The sequence below is a fragment of the Bacillus taeanensis genome (genome assembly GCF_003318295.1).
Classification (GTDB): Bacteria; Bacillota; Bacilli; order Bacillales; family UBA6769; genus Maribacillus; species Maribacillus taeanensis.
The window spans coordinates 43,656-58,795 of sequence record NZ_QOCW01000013.1; the positions used below are offsets into that span (position 1 = coordinate 43,656).

Annotated in this window: 13 protein-coding genes; 4 read left to right on the plus strand and 9 right to left on the minus strand. The window is 36.5% G+C overall.

What is annotated here, in order from left to right:
• Positions 1-42: 42 nt before the first annotated feature.
• Positions 43-1,488, minus strand: coding sequence for a glycoside hydrolase family 32 protein (locus tag DS031_RS13120; RefSeq protein WP_113806524.1), 1,446 nt, complete (start codon positions 1,486-1,488; stop codon positions 43-45).
• 272 nt (positions 1,489-1,760) lie between these two features.
• Entirely contained in the window at positions 1,761-2,066 is a 306-nt protein-coding gene (locus DS031_RS13125; protein ID WP_113806525.1) for an ArsR/SmtB family transcription factor, read from the minus strand.
• 269 nt (positions 2,067-2,335) lie between these two features.
• On the opposite strand from DS031_RS13125, the gene DS031_RS13130 reads away from it, so the two are divergent.
• Positions 2,336-2,614: a spore morphogenesis/germination protein YwcE gene (locus tag DS031_RS13130; RefSeq protein WP_113806526.1), complete on the plus strand. Its 279-nt coding sequence runs from the start codon at positions 2,336-2,338 to the stop codon at positions 2,612-2,614.
• A 322-nt stretch (positions 2,615-2,936) separates the two neighbouring features.
• Here DS031_RS13130 and qoxD read toward each other — a convergent pair whose 3' ends face one another.
• The 5 genes from qoxD to DS031_RS13155 all read right to left on the minus strand — a co-directional run bounded on the left by qoxD (position 2,937) and on the right by DS031_RS13155 (position 7,326).
• A complete protein-coding gene (gene qoxD / locus DS031_RS13135; RefSeq protein ID WP_113806527.1) occupies positions 2,937-3,236 on the minus strand; it encodes a cytochrome aa3 quinol oxidase subunit IV in 300 nt (99 codons plus the stop codon).
• A complete protein-coding gene (qoxC, locus tag DS031_RS13140; RefSeq protein WP_113806528.1) occupies positions 3,236-3,847 on the minus strand; it encodes a cytochrome aa3 quinol oxidase subunit III in 612 nt (203 codons plus the stop codon). The genes qoxD and qoxC overlap by 1 nt, the downstream gene beginning before the upstream one ends.
• A 3-nt stretch (positions 3,848-3,850) precedes the next feature.
• Positions 3,851-5,824, minus strand: a complete 1,974-nt coding sequence (gene qoxB / locus DS031_RS13145; RefSeq protein ID WP_113806529.1) for a cytochrome aa3 quinol oxidase subunit I — start codon at positions 5,822-5,824, stop codon at positions 3,851-3,853.
• Positions 5,825-5,841: 17 nt separating this feature from the next.
• Positions 5,842-6,813, minus strand: coding sequence for a cytochrome aa3 quinol oxidase subunit II (gene qoxA, locus DS031_RS13150; protein ID WP_113806530.1), 972 nt, complete (start codon positions 6,811-6,813; stop codon positions 5,842-5,844).
• Positions 6,814-7,125: 312 nt separating this feature from the next.
• A complete protein-coding gene (locus DS031_RS13155) occupies positions 7,126-7,326 on the minus strand; it encodes a DUF2188 domain-containing protein (protein ID WP_113806531.1) in 201 nt (66 codons plus the stop codon).
• 127 nt (positions 7,327-7,453) lie between these two features.
• Here DS031_RS13155 and ade point away from each other — a divergent pair, with 127 nt between their 5' ends.
• Positions 7,454-9,196, plus strand: coding sequence for an adenine deaminase (ade, locus tag DS031_RS13160; RefSeq protein ID WP_113806532.1), 1,743 nt, complete (start codon positions 7,454-7,456; stop codon positions 9,194-9,196).
• A 51-nt stretch (positions 9,197-9,247) separates the two neighbouring features.
• Here ade and DS031_RS13165 read toward each other — a convergent pair whose 3' ends face one another.
• Both DS031_RS13165 and DS031_RS13170 read right to left on the minus strand, forming a co-directional pair.
• On the minus strand, positions 9,248-10,447 hold the full coding sequence (locus tag DS031_RS13165; protein WP_113806533.1) for a class I SAM-dependent rRNA methyltransferase: 1,200 nt from the start codon (positions 10,445-10,447) through the stop codon (positions 9,248-9,250).
• 145 nt (positions 10,448-10,592) lie between these two features.
• A complete protein-coding gene (locus tag DS031_RS13170; protein WP_113806534.1) occupies positions 10,593-12,734 on the minus strand; it encodes a GDYXXLXY domain-containing protein in 2,142 nt (713 codons plus the stop codon).
• 211 nt (positions 12,735-12,945) lie between these two features.
• Here DS031_RS13170 and DS031_RS13175 point away from each other — a divergent pair, with 211 nt between their 5' ends.
• On the plus strand, positions 12,946-14,421 hold the full coding sequence (locus tag DS031_RS13175; protein WP_113806593.1) for a phospholipase D family protein: 1,476 nt from the start codon (positions 12,946-12,948) through the stop codon (positions 14,419-14,421).
• Between the two features lie 184 nt (positions 14,422-14,605).
• Positions 14,606-15,037, plus strand: a complete 432-nt coding sequence (locus tag DS031_RS13180; protein WP_113806535.1) for an Hsp20/alpha crystallin family protein — start codon at positions 14,606-14,608, stop codon at positions 15,035-15,037.
• Positions 15,038-15,140 lie beyond the last annotated feature (103 nt).

Sequence of the window (15,140 nt, forward strand, 5' to 3'; positions counted from 1 at the left end):
TAAACGGAAAAAAGCAGACTCCTTCTTGAGCCTGCTTTTTTATTAAAGAGATAACTCCCATTTTTTAATCGAGACATTTCCTTGACCAGAAAAGGAAATCTTTTGATTGCTTTTTTCTGGATAAATACGTGCTGTAAATACTTCTTCCCCACCATTTGCGAAAATTTCAACAGAAGATGTATCTAAGAAAATACGCAGTTCAGAAAGTGAAGCTAATTCACAGCGTCTTCTCTCCCAATTCCCGTTTGCAAAACTGATTCGTTCAAGTGAAAGCTTCTTGTCATCAGCATTGTAGATTACTTTTGCGTTATCATGGATGTTGATTTCAATTGAAAACTCGCGACTACCACTGCTTGTAATGAGAAGTTCAAGTGCATCTCCTGCGATTTCTTCAAAGCTTTGAGCCTCATTTGAAAGCTGAATATTTTCTGCAGTTGTTTCTGTTTGGCGAAGTTTTGTTAATTCTTGAACAGGAATTTGATACAGCTTATCGTTAATCAATTTTAACTCACGCGGTAGTGTCATCGTGTGAATCCAGCCGTGTTCAATCGTTGGATGATCTTCTTCATTTTCTTCCGGCATGCCCATCCAACCGAATAATAAGCGTCTTCCTTTATCATCTTCTGTCGTTTGCGGTGCATAAAATTCAAAGCCGCGGTCAAGCTCAGTAAATGCTCCATGTGAAAATTTGGCCGTTTCGTAATCCAAGCTTCCAACAAAATAACCTGCTTGATAAAGGTTGTTGTAGAGATCTCCCTCTGGTGCCAGCCCTTGCGGAGAAACGATAAGAACATCTTTTCCGTCTAACGAAATAAGATCCGGACATTCCCACATGTAACCAAATTCACCGAGCTGTTCTGAGTTTGAACCGGTCATCTCACCGAGAAGTTCCCAATCTGTTAAATTAGCTGAGCGGTATAAGACAACTTTTCCTTCTTCCGCTTCACTTTGAGCACCGATTACCATATACCACTTTCCATCTTTTTCCCATACTTTCGGATCACGAAAATGCGCAGTATACCCCTGTTCAGGGAGGTTTATAACAGGACCTTTTTTATCAAAATGCATGCCATCTGCTGATGCCGCTAAGCATTGATAGCTTTCACGATTTCCCTCTTCATCTTTTACATTCCCCGTATAGAAAAGCAGCATCTTCCCATCATGTTCAACGGCACTTCCAGAATAACAGCCGTTTTTTTCAAACCATTCACTCGGAGCAAGTGCAATTTTTTCATGATTCCAATGAACCAAATCAGCAGACGTATAATGGCCCCAAAACTTTGCACCATGACCTGTTTTAAATGGATTCCATTGATAAAATAAATGATAGGTACCGTTAAACTGAATAAACCCGTTCGGATCATTTAATAGACCAACAGGCGGCATCATGTGATACTTTAAACGATAATAGTCACTTTCAACCTTTTCTTGATGCTTTTCAACTTCTGCATATGCAGCGTGAATAAGCTGTTGTTCTCGTTCCGTCATCTTTACACAGCCCCTTTTTCGTTTTTATCAAGAAGCCCTCCCTTAATCGGAGAAAACTTTCTACTGTACACAGTACTAAACCTTTTCTGCAGAAAGCAAATTTTCTTTTGGATAATGAAAGCGTATTTATAAAGGGAAATCTTTTATTTTCGAACTTTTTGACGTTTTTCCATGCTTCGTTTTAAAGAGGAGTTTTTTTCGCCAAATTAGTTTAATCGTTTAAATAATTAAACTTTATATTAGTAAAACGACCTTTAGAGAAAAGATCTTTCTTAAAGGTCGCATGCCAATTCCACTTGATAAATTAATTCCTTCAATAAATCTACTGATGCTTGAACTTCTAGCGAGTAATAACGCTGCGTACCTTTTTGTTCAATTGATACCAATTTATTATCTCGCAATACTTTTAAATGATGTGAAATTGCTGGTCTTGAGAGCGTCGAATGATTTGTAATCTCATTCACCGTTAATTTTTCATGCTGTGCGAGAAGTAAAATAATATCTTGTCTGTACGTATCACTTAACGCTTGAAAAAGCGGAATACACTGCCGAAATGTTTCAATTGCTTCTTTCGCCATCTTAAAGAACTCCTTTTTATTTATGTCGTTATCATTGCAGTACAGTCATTATACTAGATCATCTGCGTTTCTCACAGTCATTGCAATAAGTTATTCACTATAAATTTGAACATTTTTTGAAAAAATAGTGACAATTCATTGAACAATTTGTTACAATATAAGTAACAAATAAAACAACTACATAATTTAAACTATTAAAATAGTTACCTTTTTATTTTCATACGTATTGTAAGCGTTTACTATAATAGTCGGAAAAAGGAGAGATTGATATGGATATCGTTATTATTTTCATGCTGCTTTCAAGTCTCACACCTATTTTATTATGGCGTCACAGCCGTCATAAATTAGCACTTATTCAAATTCCGTTTGTAGTCGGAATGTGGGCTTATTTTGTGCAGGCTGCATCAGGAAATATTTCACATTTCATTTTACCAGTCTCTTTCTATGGAAACTTAGTATTTGCTGAAGCTGCTATAATATTAGTATTTGTAATCGGACGTGATCTTGAAAAAAGGAAAATGCGTAAAAATCTTCACATTGTTAAATAACTTTCGTTAACCCTACCCACCTTATTATATAAAAAAATGCGGTTTGCACAAAATGTGCAAACCGCATTTTTTGCTTTTATCTAATTAGCTTCCAGCACCTAGCCTCTCGTGTCATTTCCCTCCTTTCTGCAAAGGCAAAGTGCGCCTTTTTGTCAGGAGCTGAAATGCGCTTCGAGGCTGAACAAGGTGCTTCCGCTTTTTTTAATCCAGCTGCAGCACCCAGCCTCTCGTGTCATTTCTCTCCTTCCTGCAAAGGCAAAGTGCGCCTTTTTGTCAGGAGCTGAAATGCGCTTCGAGGCTGAACAAGGTGCTTCCGCTTTTTTTAGTGCATTGAAGTTAGTACCCAAACCGAACCAGCAACAATTACAAATGCGATAAATGCAGATGAAAGCATTTTACCTACCTGCCATTTACCCTCACCTTCTGTTACGTGCATAAACATAAAGAGCTGAATTGCTGCTTGAAGAACTGCAAGGACAAAGACAAGAATAACAATTGTATTATACGGTAAGTTTGTATAAAGTCCCCACCAAACTGCTAAAAATGTTAAAGCGATAGATAGGAGAAAGCCAATAACCTGTGTCCATGGAAAGCCATTATGATTCGCTGTTTTACTTGCCATTATCCCACCATCCCTAATAGATAAACACTTGTAAAGACGAAAATCCATACAAAGTCTAAAAAGTGCCAATATAAACTAGAAATAAAAATCTTTTTAGCAGTATCCGGGTTTAAACCTCTTTTAAGCACTTGGAACATCACTAATATAATCCAGCCAATACCAAGTGTTACGTGAAGTCCATGTGTTCCAGTCAAAATATAGAAAGATGACCAGAATGCATTTGTACTTAAAGCAGCACCTTCATGCACTAAATGGATAAACTCAGTGATCTCCATATAGAGAAATCCAGCCCCGAATAATAATGTGATGATCAGCCAAATAAGCATTGCCTTCACATTTTTTCTTCTCATTTCATTAATGGATAAACCAGAAGTGAAACTACTAATTAATAACAGTAATGTCATAATAATTGTGTTTTTTAAGTCAAAAAGTTCACTCGGAAGCGGACCGCCGGCTGTGCCGCCTTTAAGCGAAAAGTATGTCGCAAAAATTGTAGCAAATAAAGCAACTTCCGCACCGAGGAAAATCCAAAATCCAAATATATTTAATCTGCCAATACTAGATTGATATTCTAATGGCGTGTTTGGATCTACATTCGTACTATGTGCCATCAATCACGCCTCCTTCTTAAACAAGTTTTCCGTTTTATTAATTTCTTCTACACTTACATAATAACCTTCATCTTCTTTATGCGAGCGCATGGAACGGAATGCCAAACATCCAAGTATACCGACCGCACCGAGTATAGCCATCCACCATAATTCAAACACTAAAGCGAAGCCTGCCACAAAGGTAAACGCTGAAAATACAAACGGTGTTCCTGCATTGCTCGGCATGTGAATTGGTTTATAGTCGATTTTGTCTTGTTTTTCTTCTTGTTTCGCTTCTTTTTGCTCCTGTTTCATATACCAGAATGCATCGACTTCTTTTATTTCAGGAACAACCGCAAAATTATAATGCGGCGGTACTGCTGTTGTTGTTGCCCATTCTAATGTACGCCCATCCCAAGAGTCTCCTGAAACTTCTCTTTCAGCGTAACGGAAGCTGTAATAGACGTTATAAACAATAACTACAAAGCCGATCCCCATACCAACGGCTCCGATTGTAGAAATAACATTTAATGTAGTCCAGCCATCTTCCGGCATATACGTGTAAACACGTCTTGGCATACCGGCAAATCCTAAGATAAACTGCGGCAGGAAGCAGACATTAAATCCAATTGTAAAGAACCAGAATGCCCATTTTCCAATGCGTTCATTCATTTTATAACCAAACATTTTTGGATACCAGTAGATTAAACCTGCGAAGCAGGCAAATGCTACACCGGCAATTAACGTATAGTGGAAGTGTGCAACAAGGAAATAGTTGTTATGATATTGAAAATCTGCTGCAGCCATTCCAAGCATAACCCCTGTTACCCCGCCAATTACGAATGTCGGAATAAATGCAACCGACCAAAGCATTGCTGAAGTAAATTGAATTTTACTTTTATATAACGTACCTAACCAGTTAAAGATTTTAATCCCGGTCGGTATCGCAATGGCCATCGTCGTAATTGAAAAGACATTATTGACTGCCGCGCTTCCGCCCATTGTAAAGAAGTGGTGAACCCATACAATGAAGCTTAGGAAAGAAATCGCAACAAGAGAAATAATCATTGATTTATAGCCAAACAATGTTTTTCTTGCAAATGTTGCAATAATTTCTGAGAAAATACCGAACGCAGGCAAAATAACAATATATACTTCAGGGTGACCCCACAGCCAGAACAAGTTCGACCAAAGCATCGGGTTACCGCCGCCCGTTAGTGTAAAGAAATGTGTTCCGAATAATCGGTCAAACGACATTAACGCTAACGTAACCGTTAAGATTGGAAAGGCAAAAACGATAATAAACGACGTAATAAGCGTTGTCCATGTAAACATTGGAATACGAAGCAATGTCATTCCTGGTGCACGCATTTTAACAATCGTTACAATAAAGTTAATACCTGTCATAAGTGTACCAATACCGGCAACCTGTAAACCTAGTAAATAATAGTTAATTCCAGGTCCGGGACTACCTTCAATTGCAAGTGGTGCATAGTTTGTCCAACCCGCATCCGGTGATCCACCAAATACGAACGAGATGTTAAATAAAATTGCCCCAAACATAAATGACCAAAAACTTAAGTTATTTAAATATGGAAAGGCTACGTCCCTTGCTCCAATTTGTAGTGGAACCGCGACGTTCATTAATCCGATTAAAAACGGCATCGCCATGAATAAAATCATGATTACACCATGTGTTGTAAAGATTTCATTATAATGCTGTGATGATAAGAAATCATTATTAGGAACAGTTAACTGTGCCCGCATTAATAATGCATCCACACCACCGCGGAAAAGCATCAGCAGGGCTGCAATAATATACATAATTCCGATTCGTTTGTGGTCAACGGTTGTGATCCACTCTGTCCAGAGCCATCTCCATTTTTTCCAGTACGTAAGAACAAATACAATTCCAATGACCGTTAATGCGATCGAAATATTTGCTCCAAGAATCATTGGGTCATGCAGGATTAAATTATCCTTTATAAAATTAAACATTCAAGTGGCCCCCTTTCTTAGTGATGAGAATGTGAGTGTGAGTTCGAATTAGAGTCAGATTCATGATCTGAAGATACGCCTTCCACTTTAATTCCTTTTATCTCAACGCCGTATTTTTCACGAATTCCCATTGCATATCCAGAATTTGTTCCATGATCGACAAATTCTAAGTGAGTAGATGAAAACGTCATTTCCTCAACATTTTCAGGTAACATTAACTTTTCATATGTTTCTTCATCTAACTTTGGTGCAGTTTCTTGTGTTTCTTTTACCCACTCTTGATAATCGTCTTCTTCTAACGCGACAAAATTAAACTGCTGATGGGTCATTCCTTCACCCGTGAAGTTTGAGTTTCTTCCTTCATATTCGCCAGGCTCATCTGCCTGCAGGTAAAGATCATTGACCATTCCTGGCATTCCATAAATTTGACCGCCAATCTGCGGGACCCAGAAAGAAGCCATGGAATCAGCAGCCGTCACTTTAAAAAGAACTGCAGTATCTTCAGGAACATTTACATAGTTCACTGTTTCAATATTTTCCTCTGGGTAACTAAAAATCCACTTCCAATCCACCGCAGTAGCATGGATAACAATTGCCTCTTTATCAGCAGAAGATTTCGGTGGTTCTTTCAGTTCATAAAGCGCCTTTGCATTCGGAACCGCTAATAATGTAACGATAATAACCGGAATAATCGTCCAGATGATTTCCAATTTTGTACTGCCATGCATATCAGGTTGATAATCTTTACTTGTAACATTTTTACGGTCACCACGGTATTTAATAATGACATACGTAAACATGGCAAAAACGACAACCATGATACCAATCATAAAATAAATAGAAAACATAATAAGGTCCTTTTGAATTTGTCCAACCGGTCCTTTTGGATCTAATACAATCATATCAGTCTGAAAACCTAATACTGTGATGATGATTAGTGAAATTAAACTACTACTTACAATTAAAAATGTATTGCGATTTTTGAACATTTCGTTCACCTTCCTTTCTAAATAAGACACTCTCAAATCGAGCAATATAAAATAGCTAATGTTTTTATAATGGCTTGCAGCCTATTTCTAATAAATCTGTTATTAATAGTGCTGACTTATCATACCAAATTGAAAGCGCTTTTGATTACTTTCTTTCACAAAGTTCAAAAAACGGTCACAATCACTGTGACAAAAAAGCCATTTTTTTTTCAATATTTATTCACAAATTCACATAACAAACTTCACTTATCCTCTCACTAAGAACATTTCCATAAAAAAATAACCACTCACAGGTGAGCGGTTATGTTGTCTCTATTTAAAACTTTTTTCATCTTCTACTTCATGATGCTTATCATGAATAAACAGCTTGCTTGGCTTATTTTTTCTTGCCAATTCTTCTGCTTTTTCAACGGCAATTTCCTTATTGTCATATAAATCGGTCGGTGCCACATTTTCTATTTTAACGTACCAGCCTGCTGCATCTTTATTTGGAACTACACTGTATGTTTTCATAATCTCGCTCCTTTTCTAACATGTTTATAAAACCATTTCCCAATTGAGCAAATGATAAAACATTGCTTTACAGTACGTCTTACCATACGTTTATCCCTTAAAAATTCAACCTAAGAGGAGAACGATTATGAAAAATAAAAAACAGGAGCTTATAAGCAAAATAGATGTTTCAAGTAACCGAAAAGCGGCAGATCTTGTGATTAAAAATGGCCAAATTATTGATGTGTTTAATTTAGAATTTATAAGAGGAGATCTAGCTATTGTTGATGGCACAATTGTTGGTATTGGTAAATTTGATGGACACATTGTGATAGATGCAGAAAATCGTTATATTGCGCCAACCTTTATCGATGGACATGTCCACATCGAATCTTCAATGGTCACACCTGAAGAATTTGCAGAGATTGTTTTACCTCATGGTGTTGCAGCAGTCATTACCGACCCACATGAAATTGCAAATGTTGCTGGAATTGACGGGCTTTCTTTTATGCTTCAAGCTTCAGAAAATCTCCCAATCGATATCTTTTTTATGCTGCCTTCTTGTGTTCCGGCGACCTCTTTTGAAAATGCAGGCGCTGTATTAACTGCTCCTGATCTAGAACCGTTTTATTCCCACCCAAGAGTGTTAGGGTTAGCTGAAGTAATGGATTATCCGGCAGTCTTAAACAGTAATGACGGAATGATTGAAAAGCTTTTAGCAGCGCTGAAGCATCGAAATAAAATTGATGGACATGCGGCTGGATTATCTCCAGAAGCTCTTAACAGTTATCGTACTGCAGGCATTCAAACAGATCATGAATGCGTCACAGCTGAAGAAGCATTAGAGCGAATCAAGCGAGGGATGTATGTATTAATTCGGCAGGGATCTGCCGCGAAAAATTTAACAGAGCTTATTAAAGCGGTAACTTATAAAAATGCGCGCCGCTTTCTATTTTGTACAGATGATAAACATTTAGATGAATTAATTTCTGAAGGAAGTATTGATTATAATGTCCGGCTAGTGATTCAACTAGGACTTGATCCTCTTTTAGCCATCCAAATTGCCTCTTTAAATGCTGCTGAATGCTATGGATTAACAAGTAAAGGAGCCATTGCCCCAGGATATGATGCAGACTTTCTCCTGCTGGATAACTTAGATGATGTAAAAATCTCACATGTGTTTAAAGGAGGGAAACTTGCTGCTAAAAATGGCAAATGTATGCTCCGTAATCCTTATAAAGTAAAAGCGGGAACAAAGTTAACAACTTCTGTTCAAGTTCCTTCTATTACAAAAAAAGATCTGCAAATTCCAATTTATAAAAGCGGCCTGGCTCACATTATTGAAGTGATTCCAAACCAGCTTGTAACAAAAAAACTAATTGAAAAGGTGAACATAAAAGACGGTTATTTTGTTTCATCACCAACAGATGATCATTTAAAACTCATTGTTGTTGAACGCCACCAAAAGAAAGGCACTATTGGAGCAGGCATTGTAAAAGGCTTTGGATTAAAGTCTGGGGCAATTGCTTCAACGGTCGCCCATGACTCTCACAACATTATTGCTGCTGGCACAAACGATCACGACCTTTTAAAAGCGGTTGAGACCATCGTTAAGATGAAGGGAGGCCTTGTCGTTGTAAACCAAGGTGACGTGATCGGTTCACTTCCTTTACCAATTGCTGGATTGCTATCAAAAAAGGAATTTAAAGAAGTTAATGAAGAACTTCATGAACTTCATCTCGCTTTAAAACAGCTTGGCGGCCGCACGAACTTTAATCCTTTTTTAACACTTTCCTTTTTAAGTTTACCTGTTATTCCTGCCTTAAAACTAACCGATTTAGGTCTTTTTGATGTCACCATTTTTAAACATATTGAAGTCGCGGTAAAATAAATATATACCTCCCATGGTAGGGGTCAGACCCCTACCATGGGAGGTATATTCCTACCCTTTTATTTTCTTAATAAACACTACTTTTAAGTAGTTGCCTTCTTTAAATTCTTTTATCGTTTTAAAGTCTTCCGGCAGTGAAAACTGTTCCAAAACTTCATATTTTCCGTTCATTTCCTTAAATGCTGCTTCAATAAAGCCTTTAAACTTCTTCATATCAAATGTGCTGCAGTTTGTGGAAGCAACAATCACCCCATGATCTTCTGTAATCGCAATCGCTTCTTTTAAAAGGTTTTTATAATCTTTTGCCGCACTAAACGTATGCTTCTTTGAGCGGGCAAAGCTCGGCGGATCAAGGATGACCATCTCAAACTTCAATTGTTTTCGAACCGCATATTTAAAATATTTAAACACATCTTCTACGATAATGTCTTGTGCTTCATAATCAATGTCATTTACACGAAACTGTTCAATTGTTTTACTTAAACTTCGATTAGCAAGGTCAACACTTGTTGTTTTCTTTGCACCACCTAATGCTGCAAAAACGGAAAAAGCACCTGTATAAGAAAACGTGTTTAACACGGTTTTTCCTGCCGCATACTGATCGCGAATCGTACGCCTTACTTCACGCTGATCTAAGAACACCCCAACCATTGCCCCGTCATTTAAATAAACAGCAAACACAGCGCCATTTTCTTTGACGAGAAGCGGAAACTCCGCGCGTTCTCCCATAACAAAATCATCATCTTCCATATACTGACCCTTTGTATCAAATCGCTTTTTCTCATAAATCGCTTTAAAGGAAACTAAATTTTCAAGTGATGTTATAACAGATTCCTTAAATTGATATATGCCTTCACTATACCAGTTAATTAAATAGTATCCGTCAAAGTAGTCAATTGTAAAACCGCCAATGCCGTCTCCTTCCCCATTAAAAACACGAAATGCAGTGGTTTCCGCATCTTCATAAAGATGGGCGCGGTGTTTTAATGCGAAATGAAGCTTCTTTTCAAAAAATACTTGATCAATTTTCTCACTTTCTTTTTGTGTAAGCACCCAGCCATAGCCTTTATTTTGCTTGCCGTAATAGCCTTTTCCAATAAAGTGATTTCTTTCATCAAAGAGCTTTACAATCGATCCTTCTTCTTTAAGAACTTCGCTATTGAGTAATGCATCTTTAAAAATGAGCGGATAACCACTTTTGAATTTATTAGTAAACTTTGATTTTATCTTTAAAGAAATTTCTTTCGTCATCTTTTTTCATCCTAACTTCTTTTTATCATTTTCACATTTTATTGCATTCCATGCTTTTCATTATAACGTTATCTGTTCCGAGAGCAAAGGACAGCAAAAAAAGGTTGACCCCAACTAAGAAGTCAACCCCATTATGAAACAGTACCTATTCTAAAGAAACAATAATCGCATCTCCGCCTTTTGAAACCTTTACATTCGCATAGTCAGCATTCTGTTCGAGTTCAAACCCCGTCCCTTCTTCTACAAAGTAATTTTCAATGCCGTATTCAACGTTACCATCCCCTTTATAACGCCCTGTGATCCACACGTCCGCATGCTCATTTTCTAACTGCTGGTTATTTTCTAAGAAGGTACCGCTGTATTGATAAATTCCCGCTTCATTTTTTACTAAGCCGATTTTTACTTTTTCATTGTAAGAAGGCTCTGGTGTTAAGGAAAGATTTGAAATCGTATAGCGAAGAATCACATAATCGCCCTGCAGCATTGAACGCGGATCAACCGGCTCCAGTTCAAGTTTCACTAACTCCCCTTCAGCGAGCAGTACTTCACTTTTCACAACTTGAAAGCCGATAATCGTAACCTGCAGTACTAACACAACGAGAATTGAAAGCCATCTTTTTTTCACAAAACTAATCGATGAACCTACTGCTTTAGAAAGAGCGTCATATCTGTTTGTAAGTATAAAAAGAATAAGCCCTACAATTAGAAATGTCAGTGATTTATGCAGCAAACTCCATAATAGATCATAATATTTATAGATCACATAAGCGAACCAGAACAATAAACTCATCCAATAAAGAGCCTGCTGATCTCTCTTAAGCGCTAGAAAAAGCACAGCCGTTGCGATAATAAAATACACACTATTTACGATGACATACGTAACGAAAGAATTTTCAAATAAAAAGGTTAAAATAAAAAAGCTAAGAAAACTATAGAAAATACTGTTGATATAAACAAGCTCTTTTAATACTGGTATCATCTTAAAACTTAACGCTAACAAAATAATATTTACGATTAATAAGCTAAACACCACTGCTTCCATGTTGAAGTTTTCTTCTAAACATCCGGCAAACAGGACAAACATTGTTAAAAAATACGTTCCATATTTAATCGCTTTGCTTTCATATATCCAAAACACAAATCCAAGCACAGCGATAAATGCAAATGAATAAGCAAGATGAGAAAAAATTACAGAAGGAGCACCGAGAAAATAACCGGTTAAAAGCACTGTATACCGAATAACAGGGTCCCAGTTTTTTAGTAATACTGCTGGTAAGATAAAACCTAGAACCGCTAAAAAAGCTGTTACATAATAAGGAACTTCACCCACAATTAAAAATAATGTTCCCGCGATTGAACTGGCCGCAATCACAGACGAAATTAACGAAATCACCCCGATAAAAATCCGCCTCATCAGTGGACTTTCATTTCCCTTCTTATTTTTTCGCCATTTGCTGATTCCAAACACAGCTCCTGCAACAATCACAACCGGCAAAAACATTGTAAAGAGAAAAACAAACTCAGTTCCTACAAAAATTAAAAAAGCGATAAATTTAATAATAACAAAAACTGTAAAACCTAGTCCTAACAAGACTGTATACCCTTTATGAAAATCTGTTTTTACATAGTAAATAAACCAACGAACTAAAATAACAAGATAAGTAAAACTCATAATCAATGAAAAAGACTCAAATAATTCCCCTGTCGATAAAATAAGCATGGTTATATGAAAGGAAATGAATGCCAAAAAGGCAAGTGCCTGTGCACGAAAAACTCCTTTTTCAATGATTATAAATAAAAGAAGATTTGCGAAAGCCGTTCCTAAAAAGAAGCCTCGATACCAATACTCCTCATTTGTATGAAAGCCTGCTGAAGGAAAAAGAAAGAACCATACGGCTAAATGCACCAATCCATAACTTAAAAAATAAAACGGCTGGTATTTTGTAAAAAAAGAAAACAGAAGCGACGGCACAGCCCACACAACAAACAGCATAAAACTGTCTGCATGGGAATTATAAATTTGCCCTATTAAGGCAATCGTCACCCCAAAACTTATACAGCCTATAAAGAAAAAGAATTCACTTAAAAAGGGGCGCCTAGTAAACCATTTAGCTAACAAAAAGGCTCCTCCGTAAAATAAAACGAGCAGTCCCACACTTAAACTAATTTTTTGCCATTTATCCAATCCACCCCAATTCGATGCAAAAAAATAAATAACTGCAGCCATTATTAAAGAAAGTGCAAGCACATAACCAATTTTTACTGCTTGTTCATTAACCGTTCTCATCTCATCACATCCATTAACAGAGTATAAAACAAGTTTAACTCTTCTTTCTCATTTTATATATATTAACGTATTTTTTTCATTATCCATTCACCCTAAAAAATTTTAATTCATGTTTTCATCCACTCTGCTTTCTTACTAACAAGAACGATAGATATCCGGAAAAAGAGGGTATACAGTAATGAAATGTCTAAATATGTTTGGAGAAGTGAAAATGAAAATACAGAAACCTATTCATAAGAAAAAGGGTCGGATCTTACTTGTACTGATTGTTTTAATTGTAACAACTACCATGATTTATCACAGAATAAAGCCGCTGCCGCCGAATACATCCTTTGCAGGTAAGGTATATAATGTACCAGATGAAGAGGTAGAATTTCTTTATGATCTTACTTATAAACAAAATGGAAAAGAAACGTATGAGCAATCGATTTTTAAAGAAGTTTATCAAACAATTGAAAAAGCGGATAGCTTCCTTATTTTAGATTTATTTCTCGTCAATAGTTACTCAAATGGGGAACGTAACTATCCTCCGATCAGCAGTAAATTAAGAAAAACGATTGAAAAGAAGATGAAAGAAGATCCGAATTTAAAAGTTGTATTTATTACTGATGAAATTAACACAACCTATCATTCTCACACTGCCGAACAAATAGAGCCTTTAAAAAAGCTTGGTGCAGAAGTTATTTTTACAGATTTAAATCGATTACGCGATCCTAACATCTTATATTCGGGAATTTGGAGAACGACGCTATCTTGGTTTGGACAAGAAGGAACAGGATGGCTTCCTAATCCTCTCGCAGCAAATGCACCTTCTGTTACCATGCGCTCCTATTTTAAATTATTAAACATTAAAGCAAATCACCGAAAAGTCGTCATTACAGAAGATGCCGGACTTATTCTTTCAGCAAACCCGCATGATGCGAGTGGGTTTCATTCTAATATCGCCTTTAAAATAAAAGGAGACATTCTCCTCGATATGATTAAAGCTGAAAGAGCGGCTGCCGCTTTTTCAGGCGGAAATTTAAAGAAGTTTCCTACCGAAAAACAGTTAGAAAATATTGAAAGTACCGGCTCTCAGATAGAATCAGATTCCTTCATTAAAGCGCAAATCTTAACAGAAAGTAAAATTCAAGACAGCGTTGTAGAAGCTGTGGATCATGCAGTAAAAGGAGATGTCATTTGGGTTGGCATGTTTTATTTAGCTGATCGTGATATTATTGATGCCCTTGAAGACGCGGCTGAACGCGGAATTGAAGTAAGGATTATTTTAGATCCAAATCAAAATGCCTTTGGCTCTGAAAAAATGGGCTTACCGAATATCCCGATTGCGGCTGAACTGTATAAAACACGAAAAAAACATTTAACGATCCGCTGGTATAACACAAATAAAGAGCAATATCATACAAAGCTTATTTATATAAAAGGAGAAAAAGACAGCACAATTATTGGCGGTTCGGCAAATTATACATCCCGTAATTTAGATGATTACAACCTTGAAGCAAACATTAAACTGCAGGCTCATTCAACGAGTAAGCTTGTACAGGATGTTGATTCATACTTTGAAAGAATTTGGAACAACAAAGACGCAAGCTATACACTTGAATACGAAGCATATGAAAATTCACTGCCTGTTTTTAAATACATTATGTATATTCTGCAAAAGATTTTTCAATTTACAACTTATTAAAAATAAGTGTAAAGCGCCTGCTTATGAGTGATAAACAAAGGCCACTCCGCCTGGAAGAGCTCTTTTAATCTTCGGATGGAAGACGAAACTAACCTCCCTATTATCCTTAAATGAGATAACGCCTCTTCCCTTCCATTTCATGAATATCATTTCTATGCATATAAATGAATTAGAGGTGTTAATTATGGAAAAGAAAAAAGGAAGAATAAATTGGTCTCGTTTTTCTGAAAATATCGATCAAGTTCTTGGAGAAGATTTTTGGAATGACCTTCATCATGTCATTCCAAAACGTGGGCCTTCCTTTGATATGTATGAAACCAAAACAGAGGGTGTTATCATTGTTGAATTACCAGGGATGACATCAATGGATAATATTCAAATTCGGCAAAATGGAACTGAACTGATTTTACATGGAAATATTGGTTATACCTATCCAGTTGAGCAAGAGAAACTTTTGCAAAATGAACGCTTTTCCGGAAAATTTAAACGTGTAATCTCGGTTCCATTTCATTATAAAGCAGAAGATATAAAAGCCCAATATAAAAATGGTTTACTCGAAATTCGAATTCAAAAAGCAGCCCAAGAAGAAGATATTATTATAAATATTGAAGAATAAATTCAAATTAGGAAATTTTTACTATTTTTTTAATCGCCTCAGACGAAAACAGAACTATAAACGCACTTGTTTTCCTTATTTATTCAAAGATCTGTTCACAAGT